This window comes from Scopulibacillus cellulosilyticus, from assembly GCF_042665295.1.
GTDB classification, from domain to species: domain Bacteria; phylum Bacillota; class Bacilli; order Bacillales; family Sporolactobacillaceae; genus Scopulibacillus_A; species Scopulibacillus_A cellulosilyticus.
In genome coordinates this window covers 44,621-71,611 of record NZ_JBHTCO010000042.1, presented here as the reverse complement: position 1 = coordinate 71,611, position 26,991 = coordinate 44,621, and the positions used below count along the sequence as shown (strand labels likewise).

Below are 26,991 nucleotides of genomic sequence, written 5' to 3'. Positions count from 1 at the left end.
TTAATAGGAGGTTTGAGAAAATGAGCGATGCCAGATACCAAATGTTCGAAGAGATACAACGAGAACGCGGAATTAATGTTGAAGAAGCAAAGCAAATGTTGAAAAAGCTGGCAGTTGAAACACCATCATGGGGATACGGGGACTCTGGAACACGGTTTAAAGTCTTCCAAAAAGAAGGTGTGCCCCGTAATCCGTTTGAAAAATTTGAAGATGCCGCTCAAGTCCAAAAGTATACAGGTGCTAGTCCGTCCGTTGCCATCCATATACCGTGGGATAAAGTAGAAGATTATAGCCAGCTTCGCCAACACGCGGAATCATTAGGTCTTAAGGTCGGCGCCGTTAATCCGAACCTGTTCCAGGAACCTGAATATATGTTAGGAAGCATCACAAACTCGAATAAAAAGGTCCGGAGAAAAGCGATTGACCATTTACTTGAATGCGTCGATATCGCAAAAGAGGTCGGTTCTGAAATTATCAGCCTATGGCTGGCAGATGGAACGAACTATCCCGGGCAGGCGGACATTCGTAAGCGCAAAAATTGGATGGAAGAAGCGCTTCGTGAGACATATGACAAACTTGACGATCATATGCGTCTGTTAATTGAGTATAAGTTTTTTGAACCGGCTTTTTACCATACTGATCTTGCTGATTGGGGCATGGCTTACAATACAGCAATGAAATTGGGACCGAAAGCGGAAGTGTTGGTTGACCTTGGGCATCATCCGCAGGGAACGAATGTTGAACATATTGTTGCTTATTTGCTCGATGAGAAGCGTTTGGGCGGTTTTCACTTTAACGCAAGGAAGTATGCGGATGATGATTTGATTGCAGCAACAACCAACCCTTATGAGCTGTTCTTAATCTTTAGTCAAATTTTATCGGCTTTGCGTGATGAAGATCATCCAGAAGTTCAAAAGACAGCCAGGCGGATTTCGTATATGATTGATCAAAGTCACAACATTGAACCGAAAATACCTGCTATGATCCGTTCGATCTTAAACATCCAAACTTATTATGCTAAAGCGCTGCTTATTAATTGGGACGAGCTGGTCAAGGCACAGGGCGAACAGGATGTTCTTCGTGCAGAAAATATCGTCCGTGAAGCATTTGAACAGGATGTAACGCCGCTGTTAAACGCGGTACGCGAGGAAATGAATGTACCGCAAGATCCGATAAAGGCATTCTTAGAAAGCGGTTACCTTGAAAAAATACGGGTTCGCGGTATCGGCGGCGCAAGCTGGTAAAGAAAACTTGCCGATTGGCAAGCCTTTTAGGCGGCGATTAGGCCTAGTACTCCAGAGCACAAGTCTCGCTAACTCACCACGTTCGCAGTCTTGCTTTGTTGCGCTTAAACTATCGACCTTATCTTGGCAGCTGCATCGAATCCCATCTAAGTTGCCAAGATATACTTTCTAATAGGATAAGGTGAAGGGAGCGATTGATGATGCTGCATTACGGTGAAAAAGTTTGGTTAATATCAGATGCATATTTGCCTGAACATAGTTCAGGCCGTTTTCCAAGTCATGAGTCGGTTTGTCTGCTCAATACAGGTGAGACGGATGCGAAGGTGCACATCACGCTTTACTTTGAAGATAAAGAACCAATGACAGGCTTTAAGATTAATTGTCTTGCATCGCGTACATTACATGTGCGTATGGATCAATTGACAAGTGAAGATGGACAGTCAGTGCCTGTCGGCGTTCCTTATGCCATCCTGGTTGAATCAGATCAGCCAATTGTCGTTCAGTATTCCCGAATGGATACGTCACAACCTGAGATGGCCTTAATGACGACCATGGCTTATAAAGGATAAGATACGGGGCAAGTAACGGGCCAGGACGTTACTCGCCCTTATTATATAAAATAGTATGAATAAAGCTTAGCATCTGCTTTTTAAAGTAAAACAGCGGAGGAATACGATATGGGAAGCAAAGCAGCTTGGCGCGGACTCGCCATTGATCTTGGGGCTTCAAGCGGGCGAGTGTTATCCGGCCGTTTTTATGGCAGTAGGTTATGTATAAATGAAGTTCATCGCTTTGAAAATGGCCCGGTCAATGTTCAAGAGACATTATATTGGGACATATTGAAACTCTTTCAAGAAGTTAAGTATGGTTTGGGTTTAGCAAGCAGAACGGACCGGGAGATTCATTCCCTGGGTATCGATTCTTGGGCGGTAGACTATGGTTTGTTAGATCGCAACGGTCAATTACTCAGTTACCCTGTTCACTATAGAGACCATAGGACCGAGGGAATCATGGAAGATATATTTGATAAAGTCAACCGGGATGACGTCTTTTATGAAACCGGTATTCAGTTTTTGTCTTTTAATACCATTTTTCAGCTTCTGGCGGAAAAAAACATCAATAACGACCGTTTAGTGCAAGCTGATAAACTATTAATGATTCCTGACCTCCTCCATTATTTTTTAACTAATGAAAAGGTGACAGAATTTACGAATGCGACAACCACCCAAATATTTAATCCAACTGAAGGTGCGTGGTCCAGAAAGCTTATTGAACAATTTGATTTCCCGGAGCACATATTTCCGTCAATAGTTCAGCCTGGTACAAACCTTGGGAAAATGATGCCGTCTGTTTCTGATGAACTTGGAGGTATGGATTTAGATGTTATAGCCGTTGCCAGTCATGATACAGGTTCAGCGGTTGCAGCCGTTCCGGCAGCCTCCCAAAAATTTGCTTATTTATCGTGCGGGACCTGGTCGCTCTTAGGAACAGAGGTTAATAAACCTGTTTTAACTGAACGAGCCTTGGCATTAAACTTCACGAACGAGGGCGGAGCCGAGGGAACCTTCAGGCTACTAAAAAATGTGATGGGGCTTTGGCTGCTTCAAGAATTAAAACGTGAATGGGAGCGTCTTGGCCACTCATTAAGTTGGACCGAGATAACAAAAATGACAGAAGCCTCTGCGCCATTTATTTCATATGTAGATCCAGACGATCCATTGTTTTTAGCACCGGGAGATATGACTTCGCGTATTCGCAATTATTGTTTGAAAACAGGTCAATCCGTTCCAGAATCAAACGGAGCTTTTTTAAGATGTGTAACCGAAAGTTTAGTGCTTAAATATCGCTGGGTGCTTGAACGCCTTGAGGAATTAACAGGTGATAAACTTGAAGTTCTTCATATGGTAGGCGGCGGCATTCAAAATGAGCTGTTATGCCAATGGACAGCCAATGCTTGCGGACGCCCGGTTTTGGCTGGACCTATCGAAGCAAGCGGCATAGGTAACTTGATGATACAAATGATAGCTGCCGGGGAACTGTCATCCTTAGCAGAAGGGCGACAATTAATTAAACAATCCTTTCCGGTTAAAACGTATTATCCTAAAGATAAAGAAAAATGGGATGAGGCATACGCAACATTCGAAGGATTGATACGGCAAATATGATTATGATAATATAAGTGGAAAAATGTAGAACGTAAAACTTTAAATCTAATATAAAAAACATAGACTTTTAAAGATGTTGGGCAGGAGGAAGAGTCATGCTTGTTGCGGAACGCCGTCGTGAAATTGTCCGCCTTGTGGATCAAAAGAACAGTATCAGAGTGACAGAGTTAGCCAAGTTGTTTGCTGTAACAGAAGAAACCATTCGCCGGGATTTAGAAAGCTTGGAGGAACAAGGAAAACTTTTACGAAGCCACGGTGGTGCAGTTACTGTTAAACATTTAGAAAAAGAAACGCCCTTTCATGAAAGGGAAATTACCAATGAATCTGAAAAAATGCTGATAGCGAGCGAGGCGGTCAGACAAGTAGAAGAAGATGATACGATTCTGCTTGATGCAAGTACCACTGCGTGGCAAATGGCAAGGCTTTTGCCGGATATGAGGCTTACCGTATTAACAAATGCTATTAAGGTAGCGGTTGAGTTAGCGGATCGTCCACAAATCCGTGTTATTTCTACCGGCGGCACTTTGACCTCGGCGTCGCTATCTTATGTTGGACCGTTAGCAGAGAGGTCATTGGAAGGATATTTTGTAAACAAGTTGTTTTTCTCCTGCAAAGGCGTCGATCCGAGGTATGGTTTAAGCGACTCAAATGAATGGCAGGCCATGCTTAAACGCCGTATGATATCGATTGCCGACCGCTGTTATTTTCTTGCAGACCATAGTAAATTCGGCAGCAAAGCTTTAACAGTATTTGCGCAATTGAATGATATAGATGAAGTAATCACTGACAATAAGATTGATGAAAAAATGATAAATATCTTAAATAGTAAAGGCGTTACAGTAAAAATAGCTGAATGAGGATTAATGCTTTTTTAACACTTTAAGGAAGTATAAATTTGCAGCACAGATAATAATTCGACGAAGGGGCAAATTTTAGGTATAAAGTAAAAGCGTAACTAAGCAGTTGCCTGCGCCTTTAAGGCTTGGCACCAGCCAAGTTTTCTTTATAAGAACGGACTAGTTTTTTGAAATAACTAGTCTTGTTTCTTATACATTAGGAAAACGTTATCAATTTGCAATTATAAAATAGCAGATATTCTAGGGAGGGCTTTTATATGAGAGTGTCCTTATTCATCACTTGTCTGGGAGACATCTTTTATCCGAATGTCGGAAAAGACGTCGTTGAAATTCTTGAACGGCTTGGCTGCGAGGTTGATTTCCCTGAAAATCAGACATGCTGCGGACAGCCGGCCTTTAACAGCGGTTACCGTGCTGAAGCGACGAAAGCGGCGAAACAAATGATCAAGGCCTTTGAAAATGCCGAGTATATTGTAACCCCATCCGGATCGTGTGCAGCCATGTTTCGTGAATATCCCGAATTGTTTGAGGATGGGTCAGAATGGCATGAACGGGCTAAGGCTGTTGCCGAGAAAACTTACGAATTTACACAATTTATCGTCAATGTTCTTGGTGTCGAGGATTTAGGTGCGGTTTATCCGGCTAAGGCGACGTACCATACATCTTGCCATATGACACGGTTGCTTGGCGAGAAGGAAGCACCTTTTAAATTATTAAAACATGTCAAAGGCTTGGAGCTTGTTCCGTTGCCAAATAACTATGATTGCTGCGGTTTTGGCGGAACGTTTGCTGTAAAAATGGTGCCTATTTCTGAACAAATGGTTGATGAGAAAATCCAGCACATTGAGGAAACGGATGCGGATATTCTCATTGGTGCGGACAATGCCTGTCTTATGAATATAAAGGGGCGAATTGACCGGAGAGGAAAACCTATTGAAGTGAAACATATTGCACAAATTCTTAACACCCGTGTTGAACAGGAGGTATAAGCGATGGCAATGAAAATTGGCAGCCAGCCGTTTTTTGAACGGGTCGATGAAGGGATAAAAAATACATTTGCCCGTGACGCTGTTTCTTCTGCTCAAGATCGGCTGCGGGATAGAAAGTTGAATGCAACTGATTGCGACAAAGCTTTAGGCGATTGGCAAGACTGGCGGAGCGCGGGTGAGGAAATCCGCCGTCACACATTAGAAAACCTTGATTTCTATCTGGAACAATTGAGTCATGCCGTTGCAGAACGCGGCGGCCATGTCTTTTTTGCAGAGACGGCTGAAGATGCCAACCGGTATATTCAAGAGGTCGTTAAACAAAAGAATGCCAAAAAAGTTGTTAAAGCAAAATCTATGGTGACTGAAGAAATCGGCCTGAATGAAGCTCTTCAAGATGCCGGTTGTGATGTTTATGAAACTGACCTTGCCGAATACATTTTACAAATAGACGGCCATGACCGTCCTTCGCATATTGTTGTCCCGACTCTCCATAAGAATAAAGAGCAGATCCGCGATATCTTTAAGGAAAAGAGAGGTTATGCAAAGACGGACAAGCCGGAGGAGCTGGCCGGATTTGCCCGGGAACAGCTTCGCGATGTTTTTCTGGAGGCGGATGTCGGCATTACCGGCTGTAATTTTGCTGTAGCGGAAACGGGATCTGTCGCGCTTGTAACTAATGAAGGTAACGCGAATATGGTGACAACCTATCCGGAAACGCAAATTAGCGTGATGGGGATGGAGAGAATTGTCCCAACCTTGGAAGAGCTCGATATCCTTGTGACACTTTTATGCCGGAGTGCGGTAGGTCAGAAGATAACGAGCTACGTCACAACATTAACTCCGGGCGTTGAAGAAGACAGTGTTGATGGTCCAAAAGATTTTCACCTTGTCATTGTTGATGCAGGCCGGTCAAATGCTCTGGGCACAGAATTCCAGTCGGCATTACACTGTATCCGCTGTGCCGCTTGTGTCAATGTTTGTCCTATTTATCGCCATATCGGCGGCCATGCTTATGGATCGATTTATCAAGGGCCAATCGGCGCTGTACTGTCTCCAATTTTAGGAGGGTATGAGGATTATGGAGAACTCCCTTATGCTTCAAGCCTTTGTGCTGCCTGTACGGAAACATGCCCTGTTAAAATTCCTTTGCATGAACTATTGATCAGACACCGTGAAAATTATGTTTATAGGCAAGGGAAGCCAAAAACAAATGAAAAGCTGGCAATGAAAATGTTTGGCATGGGAGCAAGCTCGCCATCGCTTTTTCAAATGGCTGAGAAACTGGCCCCGGCTATGACAAAGCCATTTGTTAAAGAAGGGAAAATTCCTAAAGGACCCGGGCCTATGAAATCTTGGACGGACATTCGCGATTTCCCGGCGCCAAGTAAAAGCAGCTTCCGAAAATGGTTTAATGACCATAATAAAGGAGGCAATAACTGATGACAAAAGGAACGATTCAAAATCAAGAAGCTTTTTTAAATAAAATTGCCGGGAAATTAGGACGGGAACGGCGTACATCTGTGGAACGCCCCAAATGGCACCATCAGCCGCAATGGAACGTTTATAAAGATGCTTCACAGGATGAACTGCTCAATATTTTTAAAAAAGCATGTGAAGCGATTCATACAGATGTTCATGAAACACAAGCATCGTCACTGCAGAAAGTATTAGATAACGTGATATCTGAGAATGGGGGCGGCCCTGTTATTATTCCTGATGACCAGCGCTTTAAGGAATACGGCATTCTATTAAATGAAAAAGAGGTCCACGTGTGGGATATCACACGCGGTAGTGAAAATATAGAAATAGCTAAGAAGGCTAATACAGGGATCACCTTCAGTGACATTACGTTGTCGGAATCGGGAACAGTCACCCTTTTTAATGACAAATATATCGCGCGTTCAATCAGTCTTCTGCCAGCGGCTTATATCGCTATTGTCCCGAAGAGCAGTCTTGTACCAAGGATGACGCAAGCTTATCACACGACCCAAGATAGAGCAGAATCCGGAGAAGCTGTCGCCACATGTATTAATATGATCTCCGGACCAAGCAACAGCGCTGACATCGAAATGAACCTCGTCGTAGGCGTCCACGGACCAATCAAAGCAACCTATATTGTCGTCACAGACTTATAACAACTAAACATAGAGAATTGTCCACAGTTCACGGGGTCTGACCCCGTGAACTGTGGATATTTTGAAGAGGGGAACAGCACCCTCTTTTATCACTTTAAATATAAATTTGCTTTTCTGTCTTCGGCTCTTAAGGTTTGCCAATGGCAAGTTTTCTTTAGTTCTCAGACCCCAAATAAAACCACATCACAATTGACAAGATATATGATAAAATAGAAGGAATGAAAAACTGTGTTTCTAAAATGAAGATTAGCCAGAAGGGGTAGACCTCAATGGATAAAAAGATACTTGTTGTTGATGATGAGCAGCCAATTGCTGACATCTTGCAATTTAATTTAGAAAAAGAAGGCTATGAAGTCATTTGTGCCTATGATGGCGATGAAGCCTTGCAGAAAGTTGAAGAAGAGAAACCGGATATGATTCTCTTAGATGTCATGCTTCCGGTGAAAGACGGCATGGAAGTATGCAGAGAAATCCGTAAGAAATACAACACGCCGATTATTATGCTGACAGCCAAGGATTCCGAAATCGATAAGGTGCTCGGGCTGGAACTTGGTGCGGATGATTATGTCACCAAGCCGTTCAGCAATCGTGAATTGATTGCCCGGGTAAAGGCCAATCTCCGCCGTCATCAAAATGATGCTGAACAGGAAGAACAGACAAGTGAAATCACGATCGGCGCTCTTGTCATTCATCCCGATGCCTATCTTGTGACCAAGCGCGGCGAAGCGATTGAACTTACCCATCGTGAATTTGAATTGCTTCATTACTTGGCCAAGCATTTAGGACAAGTGATGACCCGTGAGCACTTGCTGCAAACCGTGTGGGGATATGATTACTTTGGCGATGTACGTACGGTTGACGTTACTGTGCGCAGATTGCGTGAAAAAGTTGAAGATAACCCGAGCCGTCCCGCATGGATTATTACAAGGCGCGGCGTAGGATATTATTTAAGAAATCCAGACCAGGAGTAGTCTAACATGAAGAAAGTCGGTTTTTTTAAATCGATTCAATTTAAATTTCTATTAATCTACACTTTGCTTATTCTTTTAGCCATGCAGCTGATCGGTGTTTATTTTACCGACCAGCTGGAGAAAAATTTTCTTAATAACTTTAATAACTCATTAAAATCTCAAGCGAGCATGCTTTCTTATAATATTGCTGAAGCGATAAAAGAAGCGAAGGAAAGCGGACAAGGAAACCCTAACGATGTTATAGACAAGATAAAAGACCAGCTTTCTGAAACAGGCGGGGGTTTAAAGGTTGCCCAGGTCATTGACCAATCAGGTAAAATCGTTGCCACATCAGACCCGGCTCACTCGGATATTGTCGGCAAACGGACAACCAATAATGCGATCATGCGCGATGTTCTGACATCAAACGGCATGAAGCTTTATACGAAGAGAGATGCCTCATCAGGGGAGAGAGTCAGAGTTTTAACTGACCCAATCGAGGTTGATAACCAGCATTACGGGATTCTCTATATTGAAAAGTCGCTTGAGTATGTCTATAAAGATTTAAGATCTATTAATAGAATTCTAGCAACCGCAACGTTGTTTGCACTGATCGTAACGGCGGCCCTCGGCGTATTTTTGGCAAGAACGATTACGAAGCCGCTCTCACAATTGCAAAGACAAGCGGTGGCTGTTGCTCAAGGGGATTTTACGAGAAAAGTCCGCCGTTTTGATGAAGATGAAATCGGCCATCTGGCGGCTTCCTTTAACAACATGACTGAGAGATTGCATGAAGCAAATGAGACGACCGAGGCTGAAAGGCGCAAGCTGAAATCCGTGCTTGCTTATATGACAGACGGCGTTATAGCGACAGATAAAAACGGCCACGTCATTCTCATGAATAATCGTTCAGAGGAACTTCTCGGTGTTTATAAACAAAATGTACTGGGTTCTTCTGTTATCGATTTGTTAAAGCTGCAAGGACAATTTACAACCTATGATCTCTATCACCTGGATGATTCGGTTATTCTCGATTTCAGTTCAGATGAGCAAGTTTTCTTATTAAGGGCTCATTTTTCAGTCATTAAAAAGGAAAATGATGATTTAAACGGTCTGATTGCCGTGCTGCATGATGTCACTGAACAAGAACAAATAGAAGCGGAACGTCGGGAATTTGTTTCTAATGTTTCTCATGAACTTAGAACGCCTTTAACAACGATGAAAAGCTATCTTGAAGCGCTGCAAGACGGTGCGGTAAAGGATGAAGGACTGGCAACGAAGTTTTTAGACGTGACACAAATGGAAACAGAACGAATGATCCGTCTTGTTAACGACCTGCTGCAATTATCAAAGATGGATGCCAAAGACTATACCATCAATCAGCAACGAACCGACTTTGTGGAGTTTTTCCATAAAATTATTGACAGGTTCGAAATGTCGAAGAAACAAAACATCCGTTTTATAAGAAAGCTGCCTAAAAATCCGGTTTACGTCGATATTGATCGTGATAAATTAACACAGGTTATTGATAATATCATTTCAAATGCCCTTAAATATTCTCCGGAAGGCGGCGCGCTGACTTTTAACGTTGTGAATCTGGGGACTTTTATTAGAGCGAGCATTAGTGACCAAGGAGTCGGTATTCCGAAAGACCACTTATCGAAAATTTTTATGCGTTTTTACCGTGTAGACCGTGCCCGTTCAAGGAAGCTTGGCGGTACAGGATTAGGACTGGCTATTGCCAAGGAAATGATCGAAGCGCATGGCGGAGAAATTTGGGCCAACAGTGAATGGAAAAAAGGATCTACCATCTCGTTTACCCTCCCGGTGCATAAGGAGGAAGAAGTATGACGCGTGAAACAGGAAAAACGATCCTGCTTACGATCTTGGTTCTATTAAGTGTTGTACTGACGTGGAATATTTGGTTTTATCAAACGGAATATAAATCTTCCAAAAGTCCTTCTGATTCCGTTAAAAATGTCGCTATTGCCGATTCGAAGAGCTTGAAGGATGTTGTCAAGCCCGATTTGGCGGTTTATTATCATAATAATGATATGTTTGGTGTAACCAAAAGCGAATCCGTCAGTAAGGTATATTCCCTGTTTCGGAAAGCTACATTTACAAACGTTTATCCAATATACGGGCAGCACAGCATACCCGCCCGGGGCGGGAATAACGGCTATGAAATAGTATTTCCCGCACCGGTAACGATCAACACATTGCAAAAGCTTTTTAATTTTGATTCAGAAGACTTGTCTGTCCAAAACAACTTGATGATTGACAGGATTGAAATTTTTAAATCAGCGACTAACAATAATCAAGTCATGGCGCTTTTTAAAACGGAAAAAGATAATGCGGCTTTTTATGCAGCGGTTAAGGGTTTAAACGTCAATAATCTTTATACGTCATTCAGCAATGCTAATCTAGTGCCTTATTATAAACAGCCATTAAGGGTAAAAACAGCCTATTTACCGGCGGTTAAAACTAAAGTTAAGTCTATTTTAAGCTTTTATGATACGGTATCCTTTACCGATTTTGTCCCTATTTTGTTTAGTGATCCGGATAATGCGATCTATAGTAAAGGTTCTTATTCGGATGGCAGCCATCAGCTTGAGAAATCGGGGAATGTCTTGCAATATGTTAATCCGGCGATAGGTGACACATCAACTGATATCGAAGACCCGATCATTCACAGTTATGATTTCGTTAATGGTCATAAAGGGTGGACAGATGATTATATTTACGATGGCATTTCTCAAAATCCGTCGTCAGAACATCAAGAGGTTAATTTCCGGATTATGACGGGAGACTACCCGATTATTAGTACAGAAGTTTATCCGAACCAATATTTGTGCTTAATTAATCTTAATTGGAAGGATAATGAGCTGCAAAAATTAAACAGGACATTATTGAATCTGAATCCGATTGATACAAGAGAACCGCAGACATTAGCATCTGGACAAGAGGTTCTGCATCTGCTCAAGACCAAGGCTTCTATAAAACCAAAGGATATTGAGGATTTACGGATCGGCTACCGTCTGAGAACCGTATCTGATTCGGATTCGTCCATTAATTTGGTTCCAGAGTGGTTCTACAAACAAAAAGGAAAATGGTATTCAGTTCTCGATGCCGCGCAACCCGAAAAGCCATTACAAGGGGAGGCGAGCGCGTCATGAATTGGAGTAAAACAAAAACAATCTTTATTATTTGTTTCTTATTTCTCGATCTTTTCTTAGGCTATCAATTATATGAACGGCAAGTGCGAAACGAGAATTATGATAGCCTGGCCAAGAACAGCGTTGAAAATATTTTGCAAAAAAATAACATCAAAGTTGAAGTTCCGCTTCCTAATATTGATAATCAAAATATAACCTTTTTAAAAGGAAAGAGCGTTAAATTTGTCAATGAATCAGGGGACTTAATTGATGATTTGAAACAGCTGGAAGGGCCTAAAGACAAGCCGATTGAAAAAATTGAAGCCTTTAATAATGGCACGGTTATTCAAGGAACTTTCCCGAAACCTTTGCCAATGCCGAAAAATAAATCGGATCGTCAGGATTTCCTGAATGAGTATATTTACAAAGGTGACAACTACACCTATTGGAAAACTGATAAACAAGACAAGATGATGCTGTTTGTACAAAATTGTGATGATAAACCTATCTTTATAAAAGACAGGAAAGACATTAATATACTGCAATTGTTATTATCAAATGGTAAAATCACAGGTTACCGGCAAAGCTATTTTAAATTTACTAAGACAAATCAATTGGATATTATTAACCCGACGACAGCGATTAATAATTTATGGAGCAAAAATGATTTGCCAGTCAGTGAACATCCAAAAATTAAAAAAGTTGAATTAGGCTATTATAATCTCGTCGGTGACATTAACACTAATCAACCTTTGATATTTGTACCAATATGGCATATTAAAGTTAAAACCGATTCCGGACAGCACGAATACTTCGTTAATGCCGTCTCAGGATCGGTACAACCTACGGATGATAAACAGGAGTGACACGATGACTTTAAAGTACAGTGTTCTCGCAAGCGGCAGTACAGGCAATGCGATATATTTAGAAACAGAACAAAAAAAGCTGTTAATTGATTGCGGCTTAAGCGGCCGTAAAATGACTAATTTATTCAATCAAATTGGCAAATCCCCCGAAGATTTGGACGCTATTCTCGTCACCCATGAGCACAGCGACCATGTCAAAGGTCTCGGGGTATTCGTCAGGCGCTATAAGACGCCTATCTATGCTAATACGAAGACATGGCAAGCCATGTCTTCTGTTATTGGCGATATTTCTGTTGATCAGAAATTCACCTTTGAAACGGGGACAACGAAAGTTTTCGGCGATATTGACGTCGAATCATTTGGCGTTTCTCATGACGCGGCGGACCCAATGTTTTTCACCTTTCATTCTGCCGGCAAGAAATTAACTTTACTGACGGATCTCGGATATGTGTCAGACAAAATTAAAGGCATTATTAAACATTCCAATGCCTATATCATAGAGTCCAATCACGATATTCAAATGTTAATGATGGGAAGATATCCATGGAATATTAAACGCCGCATTTTAGGCGACTCCGGGCATATTTCAAACGAAGATGCAGGATTAGTATTATCTGAAGTGATTGGCAATGAAACAAAAAGCATATACTTAGCGCACCTTAGTAAAGATAACAACATGAAAGAACTTGCCAGAATGAGTGTCCAGCAAAAACTAGAGCAATATGGACTAAAAATAGGCGAAGACCTGTCTATTTACGATACCGACCCTGAAAATCCAACAACTTTAACTGCAATTTGAGGTTTAGAGATTGGCATTTTGGGTTAAAGAATAAAGCGTGAAAATTTAGATGATGTTTAAAAGGTCCGGGGAAATTGGCAAGTGATTGAGATTTGGGTATGTATTTTTGTTTGGTGCTCCTTCGCCGAGCTATAATCAAGGGAGAATTGCCACTTCTCGTCGCAGCTCGAAGCAGTTCGTGATGCAATGCTCGTTCCTTCCTTTTGAACACATAATTTTGCGTAAGTTATCAAAAATGTCCCATATTTAAATGAAATTTGGCACCAAGAGATATAATAAACATAGATCATATGACGCATAACAGAAGGGTAAGGTGATTAATTCAAATGGGATTCTACGATGATGAGCATTCACATTCAGAAGAACCCCGCCGCGAAAAACCGCGTCGAGGCTTATGGTTTCTCTCAGGTTTAGTCGGGGCCATCGTTGGTGTTGTAGTCATGTTATTTTTAACACCCGTTTTGTCCAATTTAGGCATCCTTCCTTATAATGTTAATACACAAGGTCAGACCAACGTTACAGGTCCAACAACAACCAAGAATGTTAAGGTTGATGTCAATTCGGCCGTTACAAATGCTGTTGCTGATGTTTCACCAGCGGTAGTCGGCGTCATCAACGAACAGAAGCAAGGGCAAGACTTCTTCAGCAACCTTAGCGACAAATACAGCGAGGCAGCCTTAGGATCAGGCATCGTTTATAAGAAAGATAATAAATATGCCTATGTTGTCACAAACAATCACGTCGTTCAAGGTGCAGGCAAGGTTCAAGTTCAGCTGGATAATAATACGAAAGTCAATGCACAAATTCTAGGTAAAGATGCTTTATATGATCTTGCTGTCTTAAGAATACCGGCTGACAAAGTGAAGAAAGTCGCTCAATTCGGCGATTCTTCTGACTTAAAACGCGGCGAACCGGTTGTTGCCATTGGCAACCCGCTCGGTTTCTCCGGATCCGTTACAGAAGGTATTGTCAGCTCAAATAACCGCGTGATTCCATCAACACACGGCAACGTTTCTTATCAAGCGCCGGTTATTCAAACGGATGCAGCCATTAACCCTGGTAACAGCGGCGGCGCACTCGTTAATATTGAAGGGCAAGTCATCGGCATTAACTCATCGAAGATTTCTGAGCAAGATGTTGAAGGCATCGGCTTCGCCATTCCGATCAATGTCGCAAAACCGGTCATTAATCAACTTGAAACAAACGGTAAAGTCGAACGCGCCTACCTTGGTCTTCAAATTATGGATCTCAGCATGATGCCTGCTAGCGAAACACAAAAGCTAAAAGTGCCAGCTGGTGTGAAAAATGGCCTTGTCGTTGCTCAAGTGTCCAATGGATCTCCAGCAGATAAAGGCGGTATAGAAGCCGGTGACGTCATCACAGAAGTCAATGGCAAGAAGATCACAAGCTATATCGATTTCTCAACTTACCTCTATACTAAGCTTAAACCAGGTGATACTGTGAACATGAAATTGTACCGCTTCGGTAAAGAAAAGAATGTTTCATTCAAACTCGGAGGTAAAGTATTCTCATAATGATCATACGGGGGCAGGAGAGCAGGGACTCTCCTGCTTTCCTGTGTTTAAAGAAGAAAAAATGAAAGGATGAAAAGATTGCGTTATCTTGTTTGTTTAGAACATGTCGAATTAGCCCTTGAATCAATTGTTGATAATTATCAAACAGCACCAGTCATTGAAGAAATTAAAAAAGAAAATAACTTATCCACACCCTGTGAATACTGCGAAAAAACCGCGGAATATATAGTGACAAACTAATGTACCCATACACCATATGGATAACAAATGTGGATATGTGGATAACTTCTGTGTATAACTTGTTTATAGGAAGGGATAACTTGTGAATATCAACATATTAACAGTCGGCAAACTCAAAGAGAAATATTTAAAGCAAGGCATTGAAGAATATGTCAAACGATTAGGCCCTTACGCAAAGATAACCATTTTCGAAGTACCGGATGAAAAAGCGCCAGATCAATTGAGCGACGCCGAAGTTGAAGAAGTCAAACAGGTTGAAGGCGAGAAGCTCCTAGCCAAAATCAACCCGGATACATACGTCATAGCCCTAGCCATTCAAGGGAAACAAATGACCTCAGAACAATTAGCGGACAAGCTCGACCAGCTGGCCACTTACGGAAAAAGCAAGATTGCTTTTGTGATCGGCGGGTCTCATGGGTTGAGCGATGAGGTGCTGAAGCGTGCGGATATGCATTTGTCTTTTTCGAAAATGACCTTTCCGCATCAGTTGATGAGGTTGATTTTAGTGGAGCAGGTGTATCGGGCTTTTAAGATTAATCGGGGGGAACCGTATCATAAGTGAGGGTAAAATAGAAAGGGACTTCAACGTGTCCCTTATCTCTTTATCTGTTGGATTTTGTATTTCCAAAGCTGATAAATCAACTTTTTTATCATGAGCATAGCTTCCCATCTTCCTTATGAGGTCTTTTGACTTTTTTTTACACCAGCTGGCGTGAAATCAAAATGAAGATGTATCTTGGTTATTTGCCTTCCTTTTCTTGGAGAAGGAGCAGCAGGCGTAATTTCAATTTCTTTAATGACCATCCGAAGGAGCTCTTTCTTTTCTTCACTATCAGCTTGTTCTAATATGCTGTCGAGATTTCTTACAAAGTAAAGCAGTGCCATCAAGTCTATTGGTTTACCTGTTGTATTAGCTAGATTTTCTTCAATTTCATCTAGTTGCAGCTGAAAAGAAAGTTTTACTTGTTGTTGTTCTTTTAACTTTTCAGTGAACATTGGCAACAGTTCAGGGTCTTTCATTAGGTTGTCAGTAATATTAGCAATATACTTTTCGCATTTATTTATAGATGCTTCCAGGCGTTTCTTTTCTTCCAATAGTGGTTCTTTTGCGTGCTCTCTTTCCTTATTCATTTTTTGAACGAGTCGCTGAAGAAATTAGCACCTAATGGATGAAATCAAAGTAACAAAACGGATGAAAGTAAGGCTATCCTATTTGTAATTTGAATGAGAAGGTGCGGAAACAGCATGAAAACAAAATTATGTCAGGGTTTTATGTACGAAACCGAACAGGAACTACAGAAATTGTTGGGTATTGAGGAATACCTGGATATGAAGTTCGACAAAGGAAATGCAGATTGGGAACCAGACCTGGAAGAAGATGGTGATGTATATGATCTGTCTTTATCATTAGCGATGGATGTCTATGTAAAGCGTAAAGCCGAAGGCCTAACGCAAAGAGAACTAGCACGAAAACTTGGAGTCGGTCTAGAAACTTTATCGAAGATTGAGAACGGCCATGAGAACCTTCGAACAAAAGTGAAAATGAAAACTGACGAATATTTGAATGAAGAATAATGTTTGAAATTAACTACTTCAGAAGAGCAGCCAATGAATAGCTATATTTAGGCTGCTCTTTTTTATTATGAAGTCACAGTAATGAAGGGAGAAAAGAATGAGCACTAGAACAAAAGAAGAAGTTGAAAACTATGTGGAAGGACAATGCAAATGCAATGATATACATTCTAAGCCAGAGCAATCATATAATGACTTGGGCTTTGAAGTCACCGTGTGGAATGTAAAAACAGATGAAGATGGGTCTTGGTGGGTGGTTGAAGGTGAAGGTTTACCAATGAATTTATATCCTCAAGACCAAGCATATTATTTTTCAACGGATGAAGCTTACTCCTTTCACTTGGGTTTAATGACTAGATTATTAAATGATGACAGTAAAGAGCCGTCAAAAAAAATTCAAGAAATTGAAATAGGAATAGAAATATCTATTGCAGTAAGAAGAAAGCTCACACAAGCCGCAGCAGTTTTGAATAATGCCATTGAATCAGAAGAGATACAATCAGTAGGGATGATTTGTAGAGAGGCATTAATAGTCCTTGGTCATAACATATTTTCTGAAGAATTCTTAGAAGATGGAGAAGAAGAACCCAAAAGAAATGACTTTAAAAATAGGAGTAGAATCGCAATCAGTGGTCTATTGCCAGGTGGGGATAACTCCGAGTTGAGAGACCATTTAAGGAAAATTTCTTATTCAGCCTGGGATTTTGCCAACAAAATTACCCATTTCAGATATTAGGACTATATATGAAGCCTCTATATGCTTAACTTTATGTACCGCAGTAGCATCATCTTTTGAAAATCTTTTAGCTAAACAAGGTGATCCATTTGGTAACCATCGATGCAAGAAGTGCGACAGTAGAAACTTTGAAATATATAGTCCTGATGGAGAACAGAAAGATACGGAAGAATTGTTAATTGTTTGTGAGGTTTATAAGTATGGACAACTAGTTACAGTAGACTAGTAGCATAATATTTAAATGAAAGGGGTCCACACAATGTACGAAGATTTCTTAAAAGATGTATTAGGAGATGCCACTTCCAAGGAAAACGAAGAAAGATACTCTTTGTCAAAGCTCATTTTTATGTCATGGATAAGCAAAAAACTTAAAGAGTACGAACAGGAACAGTTTGAAGAACAATTAACCAAGACTTTAGAAAACCTAGGAAATTATGATTTGGTTGAAGACGATGATATAAATGATTTACTTTTTTTATTTGGATACAAAATGCGGGAAGACCTTCGATTAGAGGAGATAGGATTTAACAACAGGTTAGCTCAACATTATGGTCTGGAGTTTTATTATTTGGAACTACTAGAGATACTGAGTAGGGAGTTAGGAGCACTATTTTCGAAAAATATAAATGATAATAGAGAAAAGGCTTTAACAGATTTTTTATTTCACCAACATATCCGTGCCTGCTCTATATACTCTGAAATAATATATTTGATCAAAGGTGGATTTGGAACAGGTGCAATTACAAGGTTTCGGTCCCTACATGAGTTAGCTGTAATAAGTGAATTTGTTGTGGAGAATGGTGAAGATGCAGCGGAAAGCTACTTCGATTATTTACCAGTTATGCAAATGAAGGACTTGATGTTTCAAGAAAGACTTGTAGGTGAGAGCCTTGATGACGAAACAGTTAAGAAAGAATTAAAGGTGCATTTACGTGAAATAACGGAGAAAAGAGGAAAAGATTTCACTAACTTGAAAGAGAGAAGTGACTACATATGGGCAAAGAAGTATTTGAAGAAGGGACAAAATGCTTCATTTAACCAGATTAGAAAAAGTATTAACAGGCAACATGGTTTGAAGCCTTATAAAATTGCATCGAATAATATCCATTCTGCACCCAAATCTATAGTATCATCACTCAGTACATCTAGTGGAACCTTTGGAAGCGGTGCAAGTAATATAGGGATTAGTCTAGCAGGTACGTGGGGGACATATGAAATGATTCAGGTGAACAGACTTGTCTTTAGTCAGCTAATACAAGAGAAAGAAAGTGAGTTAGTTGATCGCATGCAAGGTATGTTTATTATGAAAATGATGAACCATTTAGCTAAGCTATTGTATGAGGATTTTCCTGATAAAGAAGCCCAATTGTTAATGGATGAGGAGCAGTAAGAATATCATCATACTTATGTATCCGTACTGCTCAATGTTATATTAGTTTACCCTATCCAATGTTACGGTGAACCGTATCATAAGTAAATGAGGTTGGTTAAATAAATAACCTTCGATGAAACCAAAAGGTTTATCTTGTTTACTCAAGATAGACTTTTTTTTATATTGTTAAAGTATACTTAGATTGTAGTGAAATATCTTACCGATTTCTTAAGCGATAGATAGGCTGTGACCAAAATAAATGAAATAAATCAAATATTTTTTGCTGAAAGTCCAATATAAAGTTCAATAGAAATGAATCGAGGTGTAGATATTGGCTATTTTTCAGTATGAAGTTTTTTTAGCAGTGGTTGAAAGTGGCAGTTTTACAAAAGCCGGCGAAAAGCTGGGATTGTCTCAATCCGGAGTTAGTCATAACATTTCAACCCTTGAAACAGAATTAGGAATCGTATTGCTTCGGCGTAATCGGAATGGAATCTCTTTAACAGATGCGGGAGAGCGAGTTTTACCACATATTCGTCAGCTCATTCATTATGCAAAACTGCTTGAGCAGGAAGCGGCACTTATACAGGGAATCGAAGTAGGAAGCATTAAAGTCGGAACTTTTCCCAGCTTTTCGTCTAGATTTCTTCCGGGTCTCATTCGTAACTTTATCAATAAATATCCTGGTATTCAGATAGAGTTATATGAAGGCGGCTACGACGATATCAAAGATTTGATCACTTCTGGAACGGTTGATATTGGTTTTTTAACGCTTCCAGTTAAAGAATTTGAAACCATTCCATTACTAAAAGACGAATTATTTGTGTTAGTACCAGAAAATCATCGATTGAACACACCAAAACCAGTTAAAGTCGAATCAATACATAATGAATCATTTATTATGCCAAAAGCAGGTTGTGATATTTTAATAAAGCGGCTGTTTAGAGAAAATAACGTACATCCTCATGTTATTTTTGAAATAGAAGATAATAATACAATCATTTCTATGGTTCAAGAAGGACTTGGGATCACCATTATCCCAGAAATGGTCTTACCGAAAAATACTCCTAACTTGAAAGGGATTCCACTTGAAACGGTGTTGTTTCGCGAAATAGGTATAGCACTAAAATCTACTAAGCAAGCGGCACCTTCCATTAAGAAATTTATAGATATTATAAAAGAACAATTTAAGCAAGACCAGCTTGAATGAAAAGTCCATAAGAAGGGCCTTCATTCAAGCTGTTTTGTTTATATCGTTAAGATACCGCGTATGGTGATGGCAGCTGCTCCTGCTGCTTTGATGACTGGTCCTGATTCATTGGGAATGACAGTCACGTTGAGCATTCCAGGTCTTCCAATCGCATCGCCTTGAGCGATTTTAAGATGTGTTATCTCACTTTGAGGAATAATACTTTCTAAATAGAGGTAACCAGCTAATGCGCCGTTTGCTGCCCCTGTTACGGGGTCCTCAGGTATACCGATTCCCGGTGCGAAATCCCTGGTATATAAATCATATTCTTTTAAGGTGTTAAAAGTATAAAGGTGTGTCGTGCTGATATTATGTTCTTTATTATGCTTCCCTAATGCCGCTAAGTCTGGCATAGCATTGTCAATGTCCATTTGATTTTTTATAGGAACAAGTAAATGCCAGTTTCCAGTATTCGCTAGTTTGATTGGATAGGTTGGGTCGATACTTTCAGTTTTGACGCCGATCAACTGACTAAGTTCTTGCGGATCAATTGTGAACTCTTGCGTTTTTGGCGTAACTTGTGTCATTTCCACATCAATTATGACTCCATTTTCTTTATGCCATTCAACCGGTACTTTACCTATATTCGTTTCTAACACAATCCTACCTTTTTTCTCTGCTAGACCAAACTCAGTTGCCAATAGCCAGGTTAGTCCAACAGTTGCATGGCCGCAGAAGTTGATTTCTTCAGCAGGAGTAAAATATTTCACTTTATAATCAATGTCCTCGTTATTTGAAGGCAATAAAAATACGGATTCCGGTAAATTTAATTCTTTTGCGATACTTTGCATTTCATCTTCCGTTAATTTTTCTGCATCTAACACCACACCTGCTGTATTGCCTCCAAATTTTTCTATTGTAAATGCATCCACATGATAAACTCTTATTTCTCTCATCTTATTAACTCCTTTCAAATATTTTTTGATACTTCCATACTATGCCTTGATAATACATTAGTAAAATGAATATTTTTCATTAAATAAATCGGAAATACTAATGCAATATAAACCTCATTTAGGCATATTGCAGAGAGCATTATCATAAATGAATGAGGTTTTTATAATAGAGCTTAGAAGTGGAGCACAATATTGCTTCACTTTTTTCTTGCTCTAAAGACTGACCATAAGAGCAAGAATGAGGACGAAATGGAGGCAGATTACTTGTTAAAATGGGTCCAACAAACATTTGGAGGGAAATAAAATGAATAAGATTCAGGAATTCAATGAGCTGCATTTTTCAGAGGAACCATTATTTCTAGGAAACGCTTGGGATTTGCTTTCCGCCTTAACACTAGAAAAAGCAGGATTCAAAGCTATTGGTACAACCAGCTGGGGAATTGCTAACTCCCTAGGACATGCAGATGGAGAATTAATCGATTTTGACAGACACTTAGGAATAATAAGAACCATAACGGAGAATGTGAAAATTCCTGTTTCCGCTGATATCGAAGCTGGGTACAGTGAGGACACTAACAAGATTATTAATAATGTTTTAAAGACAGCTGATGTTGGGGCAGCTGGTATCAATATTGAAGATTCATTGAAAAGTTCAAACGGATTAAGAGAAATTCCAAATCACTGTAAACTTCTGGAGGAAATAAGAATAGCGTTAGATCAAAATGGGTATAAAGATTTTTATATCAATGCCAGAACTGATACTTACTTACAAAGGACAAATCCCTTACTGGAAACAATTGAACGAGGAAAGGCATATGTTGAGAGCGGTGCTAGCGGGATTTTTGTTCCCGGGTTAAAAGAGGATGATGAGATTAAAGAAATTACAAAGAATATTAGTGCTCCACTAAATGTATTATCTTTACCTGGACTAACGAATTGTAATAAGCTTAAAGAATTAGGTGTAAGAAGATTCAGTTTTGGAAATGCCCTATCTGATAATGTAATTGCTTATTTAGAAAAAAAGGCTGGCGAATTATTAGAGTTTAAGGATACTTCCCTTTTGTATGGGAACGAGTATTAATGTGAAAGGATAGTGGCTTACATGACGACTAATATCAATCTTTCATTTGAAGAGATGTGGGAGAAAATCATCACTTGTGATCGTAAATATGATGGGCTATTTTTTACGGCAGTAAAAACAACGAAAATTTACTGCCGTCCTTCCTGCAGATCAAGGAAACCCAAAAAAATGAATGTTGAATTTTACCATGACATGAATGAAGTTGAAAAAGCTGGTTATCGTCCTTGCAAAAGGTGTCAGCCAGAAGTTGAACATTCCCCGCATATTGAACTTGTCAGAAATATCATTACCTTCCTAGTCAATCATTATAAACAAAATTTGATTTTAAAAGATATAGCGGATCAAGTCGGTTTGAGTCCCTTTTATTTGGAACGCTTATTTAAACAGGAAACTTCTGAAACTCCGCGTACTTATTTAGAAAAAATTCGCATCGATAAAGCAGCCCACCTTCTAAAATGCACCGCTATGACAAACTTAGAGATTTGCTATGAAGTGGGATTCCAGAGCCCTTCCAATTTTTACAAAGTATTTCGAAGCTTAAAAAACTGTTCTCCTAGTGAATATCGAAAGGGACCCCTAAATGAATTGGATCGATAATGAATCCTATTTGGAGATTTATCCTCCAAAGGAATTTAATTTTGAAGAGTGTTTAATTTTTTTGGGCAGGTCCAATCAGGAAGTGCTTCATCAGATTAAAGAGGGATGTTTATATAAACTAATGAAATTTAATGAATCCTTAATTTTATGTAAAGTTGGATCTATTAATCATACCATAAGGGTTGAATTCCCAATAAGCCCTTCATCGATTGACCTACGCAAAAAAGTGGCAGAGTATATTTGGGAATGGTTTGATTTGGATCAGGAATTAGGGGAATTTTATCAATTGGCTGGTCAAGATAAAGTTTTAAAGACACTCGCCCATAAATATTATGGATTACGGATTATGTGCATTCTTGATTTATTTGAAGCGCTGGTATGGGCGATTATAGGACAGCAAATTAATTTAACATTTGCTTATACGTTAAAGAAACGCTTCGTTGAAAAATATGGCGAAAGCCTGACTTTCGAAGGAGAAACGTTTTGGTTATTCCCCTCATTTGAAAAAATAGCATCAATAAATGTCGATGATTTAAGGAAACTTCAATTTACGCAAAGGAAGGCTGAATATATTATTGGAATCGCTAAAGCAATGACAAATGGAGAATTAACCAAAGAATTATTGCTTCAGAAGAATGATGATCAGCACATACAAAAATCATTAATGATGATAAGAGGTATCGGAGCATGGACGGCAGATTATGTAATGATGAAATGCCTGCACTACACCTCTTCCTTCCCCATTTCGGATGTCGGCCTTCATAATGCATTAAAGAATCAATTAGTTCTTGAGAGGAAACCGACTATAGCAGAAATAGAAGAATTTGCAGCAGATTGGGAAGGTTGGCAGGCGTATGCCACCTTTTATCTGTGGAGGTCCTTATATGACAAGGAAATATAAATTAGACTATGAATCACCGATTGGCGTGATAGAAATAGTCGGTTCTCATGAAGCCGTCAACTCTATTTTGTTCTCTGAAGAGTGTAAAAAGGTGAATCTTTTACATGCTGAAACTCCTCCAGTTTTAAAGGAATGCTATAACCAATTTGACGAATATTTTAAAGGTGATCGCCATGATTTTACATTCCCGTAACAATTTGAAGGGACTGAATTTCAAAAAAAAGTATGGAAAGCCTTAACGGAAATCCCCTATGCAAAAACGGGGGCCTATAAAAATATTGCCGTTTCCATTGGGAATGAAAAAGCCATCAGAGCTGTAGGGAGTGCAAATGGAAAAAACAAGTTAAGTATTGTCATTCCTTTTCACAGAGTAATCGGTTCAAATGGGAAATTAACCGGTTATGCAGGAGGTCTGTGGAGAAAAGAATGGCTGCTTCGGCATGAGAAGTCTTGTAATAAGGAACATAAGTAGATGTTAAGAACTCTAGACCTCACTTAGATCTGTTATGGAGAGCCTTATCATAAATAAATAGAGGTTTTATTTTCGAGTATTTGAAAAGGGAAGTTACTAAAAACTTCTCTTTTTATTTTGGATATAATTTGAATAGGAGCTTATTAAAGTCCAATTTTGCACAAATAAGAGAACAGGATTTAGTCCTAGTTTTTGCACAAAAAGCAGGGCGATATTTGGTCTCTACATTCTTTAAATAAAGGGTTATATTATATTTAAGCAATTGCTAATAGAATAAAAATACTTTTTTGCACAAACTTTGTGTGCAAGGGAGGTATTTATCTAATGTCATTAGATCAGCGCAGTACTGCAATACTTTCATATTTAATTAATGCACAAACCTACGTCAAGACTAAGGAATTAATTGAGAAATATCATATTTCCAGGAGGACCGTTTATTACGATATCGGAAAAATTAATGACTGGTTGAAAGATAATGATTTGCAGCAGATAAAACATGTTCGCTCAGCTGGCTTCCTTATTGAAACTGAAACAGCTAGAGAGGTTTCTAAAAAATTAGGAACATTAAGAACCTGGCATTATGAATATTCCGCAAAGGAGCGGAAAGCTTGGCTGGCCATATATTTAATGGCACGGGACAATCCACTATATCTTGAGAATCTAATGGAGAAAATTCGTGTAAGCCGGAATACCACCATTGAAGATTTAAAAAATCTAAAGGTAGAGTTGGAGCGATTTCATTTAAAGTTGGAATTTCATCGAAAATCGGGTTACGTGATTAATGGCGATGAAGAGGATAAGCGAAAGGCAATAGTACATTTTATTCAGCATGTTTTTCCAAATGAAAACTGGCAGACATTTTTATCAAAAATTCCAATGATTATAAATGCTGACTCTAACCAATTTGATTTTGAAAAATTGAAAGCGATTCAGCAAATTATAGGGGAAATTGAACAAAAATTAAATATTCAATTTACTGATGAGATTTTGTACAGTCTTTCTTTTCGTCTTTTATTATTTTGCAGGCGGGTTTCCCAAGGAAAGAAAATTAAGATTGATCCAATCGAAAAAGATGTTTTACGGAAAATTAAACAGTATGAAGCGGCTCAAAAAATTGGTGAGAGACTTGCTGCACTCTTTGAAATTGATTTCCCTGAAGATGAAATTTTTTATATTACGCGGCATCTATTAAGTTCTCGAATTCAATTTTCAGAGGGGATAGAATCGACCAGATATAGTAATGATTCAGAAATTCTAACAAAAGTCGTTGCACAAATGGTTACAGACTTTCAAAAGTATGCTTGTGTCTTTTTTAAGAATCGTCAAGAAATAGAGAAAAGCCTCCTTCTCCATGTGAAGCCGGCTTATTACCGAATTCGATATGGTTTGGAATTTGAAAGTGATTTGACTGAGTCTATTAAGGAACAATATCATGACATCTTTCTATTAACCAAAAAGGTTATTTCTCATTTGGAAGCCGTTGTCGGAAAAGAAATCAATGAAAATGAGATTGCACTCATTGCCATGCATTTTGGTGGTTGGATGAGAAAAGTAGGAGCTAAGCCTGCCGTTCGAAAGAAAGCTATTCTCGTTTGCACAAATGGCGTTGGCACTTCCCGATTGCTTTTACATCAATTGGAAGGGCTATTTTCCACAATAGATTTAATTGGTAGTGTTTCATTAAGGGAATATAAAAAAAATCAATATGATGTCGATTTTATTATATCCACTATTCCACTAGAGGAAAAAAATAAACCAGTCTTTGTCGTAAATCCAATTTTAACAGAGGCAGAAATGGAAAGCTTATTAAAAAAAGTAAATGTCTATTTCGATAGGGGTTCCAAACGAAGTTCTTCCATAGATGTATTGATGGAAATCATTCAAAAACATGCAAATGTATTGGATAAAGAAGGACTTCAACAGGAACTGAAACAATATCTTTATAAGCCTGAAAAAGTGGTAAAAGAAATCGAAAAGCCTTCTTTAAACAGCATCCTTCAAAAGAAGCATATTCAATTGAAAAATGAAGTATCGGATTGGAAGGAAGCTATTCAAACGGCATCAGCGCCTCTTCTTAAGGAAGGATTAATTTCGGAAGAATATGTTCAAGCCATGATACACAATATTCATAAGATGGGGCCATACATTGTGATTTCACCGAAAGTGGCGATACCGCATGCACGCCCAGAAGATGGGGTAAACAAACTGAGTATGAGTTTGTTAAAGCTTTCGAATGCGGTCCCATTTTCGGAAAAAAGAGAGCATGATATTCAAATTGTGATTGTGTTAGCAGCGATTGATGGTGAAGCACATTTAAGAGCACTTTCACAGTTAACGAAAATGTTTTCAGTTCCGAAAAATGTAAATAAAGTTTTACTGGCTAAATCCTCAGAAGAAATTTTTAGTCTAGTTAATGTCTATTCCATGCAGGAGAGAAGTTGTGGTAACAGTGAGGGGATTCTAGAATGAAGTTTTTAGAAAAGTATCTTGTTGAATTTGACGTCGATGTCTCATCTCCAGAAGAAGCAATCCGAGCAGCAGGTAAATTGCTTGCTGAGAAAGGCTTGGTAGAGGGAAATTATGTGGAAGCAATGGTTCAATCCTATCATAAAAACGGCCCATATTTTGTCCTAGCTCCCCAAATTGCACTTCCGCATGCAAGACCGGAAGATGGGGTAAAGGAGGCATCTGTTTCCTTTTTACGATTAACAAATCCAATTGTTTTTGGAAGCGCCGCCAATGATCCGGTGAAATTGATTTTTGCTCTTGGGGCATCTTCCAGTAATGAACACATAGAGATTTTGCAAAAATTAATGACTTTATTAAGCAATCAAGATAACGTAAAAAAGTTGATGGAAATTACTTCATATTATGAACTGGAACAAATATTAGGAGGAATCAAACTATGAAAATTTTATGTGTATGTGGATTAGGTCAAGGGACAAGCTTAATTTTGCGAATGAATGTTGAGACTGTTTTACGTCAATTAGGGATTCAAGCAGATGTGGATAACGCCGATGTGTCCAGTGCTTCTAGTGAAAGACCTGATTTAATTATTACAAGCAATGAATTGGCTGAATCATTAGCAGGACATCCTACTAAAATATTAATTGTAAATAATTACTTTGATTTGGATGAAATTAGACAAGCTTTGGAGGGCCATTTTAACTAATATTTGAT

General features: G+C 39.2%; 27 protein-coding genes and 1 pseudogene. 26 read left to right on the top strand and 2 right to left on the bottom strand.

The features are described 5' to 3' along the window. Positions 1–20 precede the first annotated feature (20 nt). From rhaI to rlmH, 15 genes are all read left to right on the top strand, one after another. Positions 21–1,244 carry an L-rhamnose isomerase gene (gene rhaI, locus ACFQRG_RS19395; RefSeq protein ID WP_380969228.1) on the top strand — a complete coding sequence of 408 codons (1,224 nt, stop codon included), beginning with the start codon at positions 21–23 and terminating at the stop codon, positions 1,242–1,244. 197 nt (positions 1,245–1,441) lie between these two features. Then, positions 1,442–1,813 carry a sensory rhodopsin transducer gene (locus ACFQRG_RS19390; protein WP_380969225.1) on the top strand — a complete coding sequence of 124 codons (372 nt, stop codon included), beginning with the start codon at positions 1,442–1,444 and terminating at the stop codon, positions 1,811–1,813. A 108-nt stretch (positions 1,814–1,921) separates the two neighbouring features. Beyond that, the gene (locus ACFQRG_RS19385) at positions 1,922–3,409 is read left to right on the top strand and encodes a rhamnulokinase (RefSeq protein WP_380969222.1); all 1,488 of its coding nucleotides are present in this window, start codon (positions 1,922–1,924) and stop codon (positions 3,407–3,409) included. Between the two features lie 95 nt (positions 3,410–3,504). Then, entirely contained in the window at positions 3,505–4,266 is a 762-nt protein-coding gene (locus ACFQRG_RS19380; protein WP_380969220.1) for a DeoR/GlpR family DNA-binding transcription regulator, read from the top strand. A 257-nt stretch (positions 4,267–4,523) separates the two neighbouring features. Beyond that, on the top strand, positions 4,524–5,255 hold the full coding sequence (locus tag ACFQRG_RS19375) for a (Fe-S)-binding protein (RefSeq protein ID WP_380969218.1): 732 nt from the start codon (positions 4,524–4,526) through the stop codon (positions 5,253–5,255). A gap of 3 nt (positions 5,256–5,258) precedes the next feature. Then, complete coding sequence (locus tag ACFQRG_RS19370; protein WP_380969215.1) at positions 5,259–6,695, top strand: LutB/LldF family L-lactate oxidation iron-sulfur protein; 1,437 nt, start codon at positions 5,259–5,261, stop codon at positions 6,693–6,695. Continuing rightward, entirely contained in the window at positions 6,695–7,390 is a 696-nt protein-coding gene (locus tag ACFQRG_RS19365) for a LutC/YkgG family protein (RefSeq protein ID WP_380969212.1), read from the top strand. The genes ACFQRG_RS19370 and ACFQRG_RS19365 overlap by 1 nt, the downstream gene beginning before the upstream one ends. Before the next feature lie 269 nt (positions 7,391–7,659). Further along, positions 7,660–8,361, top strand: coding sequence for a response regulator YycF (gene yycF / locus ACFQRG_RS19360; RefSeq protein WP_380969210.1), 702 nt, complete (start codon positions 7,660–7,662; stop codon positions 8,359–8,361). Positions 8,362–8,367: 6 nt separating this feature from the next. Beyond that, on the top strand, positions 8,368–10,191 hold the full coding sequence (gene walK, locus ACFQRG_RS19355) for a cell wall metabolism sensor histidine kinase WalK (protein ID WP_380969208.1): 1,824 nt from the start codon (positions 8,368–8,370) through the stop codon (positions 10,189–10,191). Further along, positions 10,188–11,516 (top strand): YycH family regulatory protein, encoded by a 1,329-nt coding sequence (locus ACFQRG_RS19350; protein WP_380969206.1) that lies wholly within the window; start codon positions 10,188–10,190, stop codon positions 11,514–11,516. The genes walK and ACFQRG_RS19350 overlap by 4 nt, the downstream gene beginning before the upstream one ends. Continuing rightward, complete coding sequence (locus tag ACFQRG_RS19345) at positions 11,513–12,361, top strand: two-component system regulatory protein YycI (protein WP_380969204.1); 849 nt, start codon at positions 11,513–11,515, stop codon at positions 12,359–12,361. Before ACFQRG_RS19350 ends, ACFQRG_RS19345 begins: the two co-directional genes overlap by 4 nt. A gap of 4 nt (positions 12,362–12,365) precedes the next feature. Next, complete coding sequence (locus tag ACFQRG_RS19340) at positions 12,366–13,160, top strand: MBL fold metallo-hydrolase (RefSeq protein ID WP_380969202.1); 795 nt, start codon at positions 12,366–12,368, stop codon at positions 13,158–13,160. A gap of 326 nt (positions 13,161–13,486) precedes the next feature. Beyond that, positions 13,487–14,695 carry a S1C family serine protease gene (locus ACFQRG_RS19335; RefSeq protein ID WP_380969200.1) on the top strand — a complete coding sequence of 403 codons (1,209 nt, stop codon included), beginning with the start codon at positions 13,487–13,489 and terminating at the stop codon, positions 14,693–14,695. 69 nt (positions 14,696–14,764) lie between these two features. Further along, the gene (locus ACFQRG_RS19330) at positions 14,765–14,935 is read left to right on the top strand and encodes a CxxH/CxxC protein (protein WP_380969198.1); all 171 of its coding nucleotides are present in this window, start codon (positions 14,765–14,767) and stop codon (positions 14,933–14,935) included. A gap of 82 nt (positions 14,936–15,017) precedes the next feature. Beyond that, the gene (rlmH, locus tag ACFQRG_RS19325; RefSeq protein ID WP_380969197.1) at positions 15,018–15,497 is read left to right on the top strand and encodes a 23S rRNA (pseudouridine(1915)-N(3))-methyltransferase RlmH; all 480 of its coding nucleotides are present in this window, start codon (positions 15,018–15,020) and stop codon (positions 15,495–15,497) included. A 113-nt stretch (positions 15,498–15,610) separates the two neighbouring features. Here rlmH and ACFQRG_RS19320 read toward each other — a convergent pair whose 3' ends face one another. After that, complete coding sequence (locus tag ACFQRG_RS19320; protein WP_380969195.1) at positions 15,611–16,030, bottom strand: hypothetical protein; 420 nt, start codon at positions 16,028–16,030, stop codon at positions 15,611–15,613. A 234-nt stretch (positions 16,031–16,264) separates the two neighbouring features. Between ACFQRG_RS19320 and ACFQRG_RS19315 the strand changes: the two genes are divergently transcribed. From ACFQRG_RS19315 to ACFQRG_RS19300, 4 genes are all read left to right on the top strand, one after another. Further along, complete coding sequence (locus ACFQRG_RS19315; protein WP_380969192.1) at positions 16,265–16,510, top strand: helix-turn-helix domain-containing protein; 246 nt, start codon at positions 16,265–16,267, stop codon at positions 16,508–16,510. Positions 16,511–16,607: 97 nt separating this feature from the next. Continuing rightward, entirely contained in the window at positions 16,608–17,243 is a 636-nt protein-coding gene (locus ACFQRG_RS19310; protein WP_380969190.1) for a hypothetical protein, read from the top strand. Positions 17,244–17,502: 259 nt separating this feature from the next. Then, positions 17,503–18,633 (top strand): DUF5677 domain-containing protein, encoded by a 1,131-nt coding sequence (locus ACFQRG_RS19305; protein ID WP_380969189.1) that lies wholly within the window; start codon positions 17,503–17,505, stop codon positions 18,631–18,633. Positions 18,634–18,946: 313 nt separating this feature from the next. Continuing rightward, positions 18,947–19,825 carry a LysR family transcriptional regulator gene (locus tag ACFQRG_RS19300; protein WP_380969187.1) on the top strand — a complete coding sequence of 293 codons (879 nt, stop codon included), beginning with the start codon at positions 18,947–18,949 and terminating at the stop codon, positions 19,823–19,825. Between the two features lie 38 nt (positions 19,826–19,863). On the opposite strand, the gene ACFQRG_RS19295 is transcribed toward ACFQRG_RS19300, so the two are convergent. After that, positions 19,864–20,760, bottom strand: a complete 897-nt coding sequence (locus ACFQRG_RS19295; RefSeq protein WP_380969185.1) for a PhzF family phenazine biosynthesis protein — start codon at positions 20,758–20,760, stop codon at positions 19,864–19,866. A 304-nt stretch (positions 20,761–21,064) separates the two neighbouring features. Between ACFQRG_RS19295 and ACFQRG_RS19290 the strand changes: the two genes are divergently transcribed. The 7 genes and pseudogenes from ACFQRG_RS19290 (at position 21,065) to ACFQRG_RS19260 (ending at position 26,983) form a co-directional block, all read left to right on the top strand. Beyond that, positions 21,065–21,841, top strand: coding sequence for an isocitrate lyase/PEP mutase family protein (locus ACFQRG_RS19290; protein WP_380969183.1), 777 nt, complete (start codon positions 21,065–21,067; stop codon positions 21,839–21,841). A 21-nt stretch (positions 21,842–21,862) separates the two neighbouring features. Continuing rightward, positions 21,863–22,438: a bifunctional transcriptional activator/DNA repair enzyme AdaA gene (locus tag ACFQRG_RS19285; RefSeq protein WP_380969181.1), complete on the top strand. Its 576-nt coding sequence runs from the start codon at positions 21,863–21,865 to the stop codon at positions 22,436–22,438. Continuing rightward, complete coding sequence (locus tag ACFQRG_RS19280) at positions 22,422–23,339, top strand: DNA-3-methyladenine glycosylase family protein (RefSeq protein ID WP_380969179.1); 918 nt, start codon at positions 22,422–22,424, stop codon at positions 23,337–23,339. The genes ACFQRG_RS19285 and ACFQRG_RS19280 overlap by 17 nt, the downstream gene beginning before the upstream one ends. Then, positions 23,323–23,811, top strand: a pseudogene (locus ACFQRG_RS19275) (methylated-DNA--[protein]-cysteine S-methyltransferase). The gene ACFQRG_RS19280 and the pseudogene ACFQRG_RS19275 overlap by 17 nt, the downstream one beginning before the upstream one ends. A 324-nt stretch (positions 23,812–24,135) precedes the next feature. Further along, entirely contained in the window at positions 24,136–26,280 is a 2,145-nt protein-coding gene (locus ACFQRG_RS19270; protein WP_380969177.1) for a BglG family transcription antiterminator, read from the top strand. Next, entirely contained in the window at positions 26,277–26,720 is a 444-nt protein-coding gene (locus ACFQRG_RS19265; RefSeq protein WP_380969174.1) for a PTS sugar transporter subunit IIA, read from the top strand. Before ACFQRG_RS19270 ends, ACFQRG_RS19265 begins: the two co-directional genes overlap by 4 nt. After that, positions 26,717–26,983, top strand: coding sequence for a PTS sugar transporter subunit IIB (locus tag ACFQRG_RS19260; RefSeq protein WP_380969172.1), 267 nt, complete (start codon positions 26,717–26,719; stop codon positions 26,981–26,983). Before ACFQRG_RS19265 ends, ACFQRG_RS19260 begins: the two co-directional genes overlap by 4 nt. The last annotated feature ends 8 nt before the right edge of the window (positions 26,984–26,991 follow it).

Coding starts and splice junctions, on each gene's coding strand:
- rhaI (WP_380969228.1), top strand. CDS start 21: ATGAGCGATGCCAGATACCAAATGTTCGAAGAGATACAACGAGAACGC.
- ACFQRG_RS19390 (WP_380969225.1), top strand. CDS start 1,442: ATGATGCTGCATTACGGTGAAAAAGTTTGGTTAATATCAGATGCATAT.
- ACFQRG_RS19385 (WP_380969222.1), top strand. CDS start 1,922: ATGGGAAGCAAAGCAGCTTGGCGCGGACTCGCCATTGATCTTGGGGCT.
- ACFQRG_RS19380 (WP_380969220.1), top strand. CDS start 3,505: ATGCTTGTTGCGGAACGCCGTCGTGAAATTGTCCGCCTTGTGGATCAA.
- ACFQRG_RS19375 (WP_380969218.1), top strand. CDS start 4,524: ATGAGAGTGTCCTTATTCATCACTTGTCTGGGAGACATCTTTTATCCG.
- ACFQRG_RS19370 (WP_380969215.1), top strand. CDS start 5,259: ATGGCAATGAAAATTGGCAGCCAGCCGTTTTTTGAACGGGTCGATGAA.
- ACFQRG_RS19365 (WP_380969212.1), top strand. CDS start 6,695: ATGACAAAAGGAACGATTCAAAATCAAGAAGCTTTTTTAAATAAAATT.
- yycF (WP_380969210.1), top strand. CDS start 7,660: ATGGATAAAAAGATACTTGTTGTTGATGATGAGCAGCCAATTGCTGAC.
- walK (WP_380969208.1), top strand. CDS start 8,368: ATGAAGAAAGTCGGTTTTTTTAAATCGATTCAATTTAAATTTCTATTA.
- ACFQRG_RS19350 (WP_380969206.1), top strand. CDS start 10,188: ATGACGCGTGAAACAGGAAAAACGATCCTGCTTACGATCTTGGTTCTA.
- ACFQRG_RS19345 (WP_380969204.1), top strand. CDS start 11,513: ATGAATTGGAGTAAAACAAAAACAATCTTTATTATTTGTTTCTTATTT.
- ACFQRG_RS19340 (WP_380969202.1), top strand. CDS start 12,366: ATGACTTTAAAGTACAGTGTTCTCGCAAGCGGCAGTACAGGCAATGCG.
- ACFQRG_RS19335 (WP_380969200.1), top strand. CDS start 13,487: ATGGGATTCTACGATGATGAGCATTCACATTCAGAAGAACCCCGCCGC.
- ACFQRG_RS19330 (WP_380969198.1), top strand. CDS start 14,765: ATGAAAAGATTGCGTTATCTTGTTTGTTTAGAACATGTCGAATTAGCC.
- ACFQRG_RS19315 (WP_380969192.1), top strand. CDS start 16,265: ATGAAGTTCGACAAAGGAAATGCAGATTGGGAACCAGACCTGGAAGAA.
- ACFQRG_RS19310 (WP_380969190.1), top strand. CDS start 16,608: ATGAGCACTAGAACAAAAGAAGAAGTTGAAAACTATGTGGAAGGACAA.
- ACFQRG_RS19305 (WP_380969189.1), top strand. CDS start 17,503: ATGTACGAAGATTTCTTAAAAGATGTATTAGGAGATGCCACTTCCAAG.
- ACFQRG_RS19295 (WP_380969185.1), bottom strand. CDS start 20,760: ATGAGAGAAATAAGAGTTTATCATGTGGATGCATTTACAATAGAAAAA.
- ACFQRG_RS19290 (WP_380969183.1), top strand. CDS start 21,065: ATGAATAAGATTCAGGAATTCAATGAGCTGCATTTTTCAGAGGAACCA.
- ACFQRG_RS19285 (WP_380969181.1), top strand. CDS start 21,863: ATGACGACTAATATCAATCTTTCATTTGAAGAGATGTGGGAGAAAATC.
- ACFQRG_RS19280 (WP_380969179.1), top strand. CDS start 22,422: ATGAATTGGATCGATAATGAATCCTATTTGGAGATTTATCCTCCAAAG.
- ACFQRG_RS19270 (WP_380969177.1), top strand. CDS start 24,136: ATGTCATTAGATCAGCGCAGTACTGCAATACTTTCATATTTAATTAAT.
- ACFQRG_RS19265 (WP_380969174.1), top strand. CDS start 26,277: ATGAAGTTTTTAGAAAAGTATCTTGTTGAATTTGACGTCGATGTCTCA.
- ACFQRG_RS19260 (WP_380969172.1), top strand. CDS start 26,717: ATGAAAATTTTATGTGTATGTGGATTAGGTCAAGGGACAAGCTTAATT.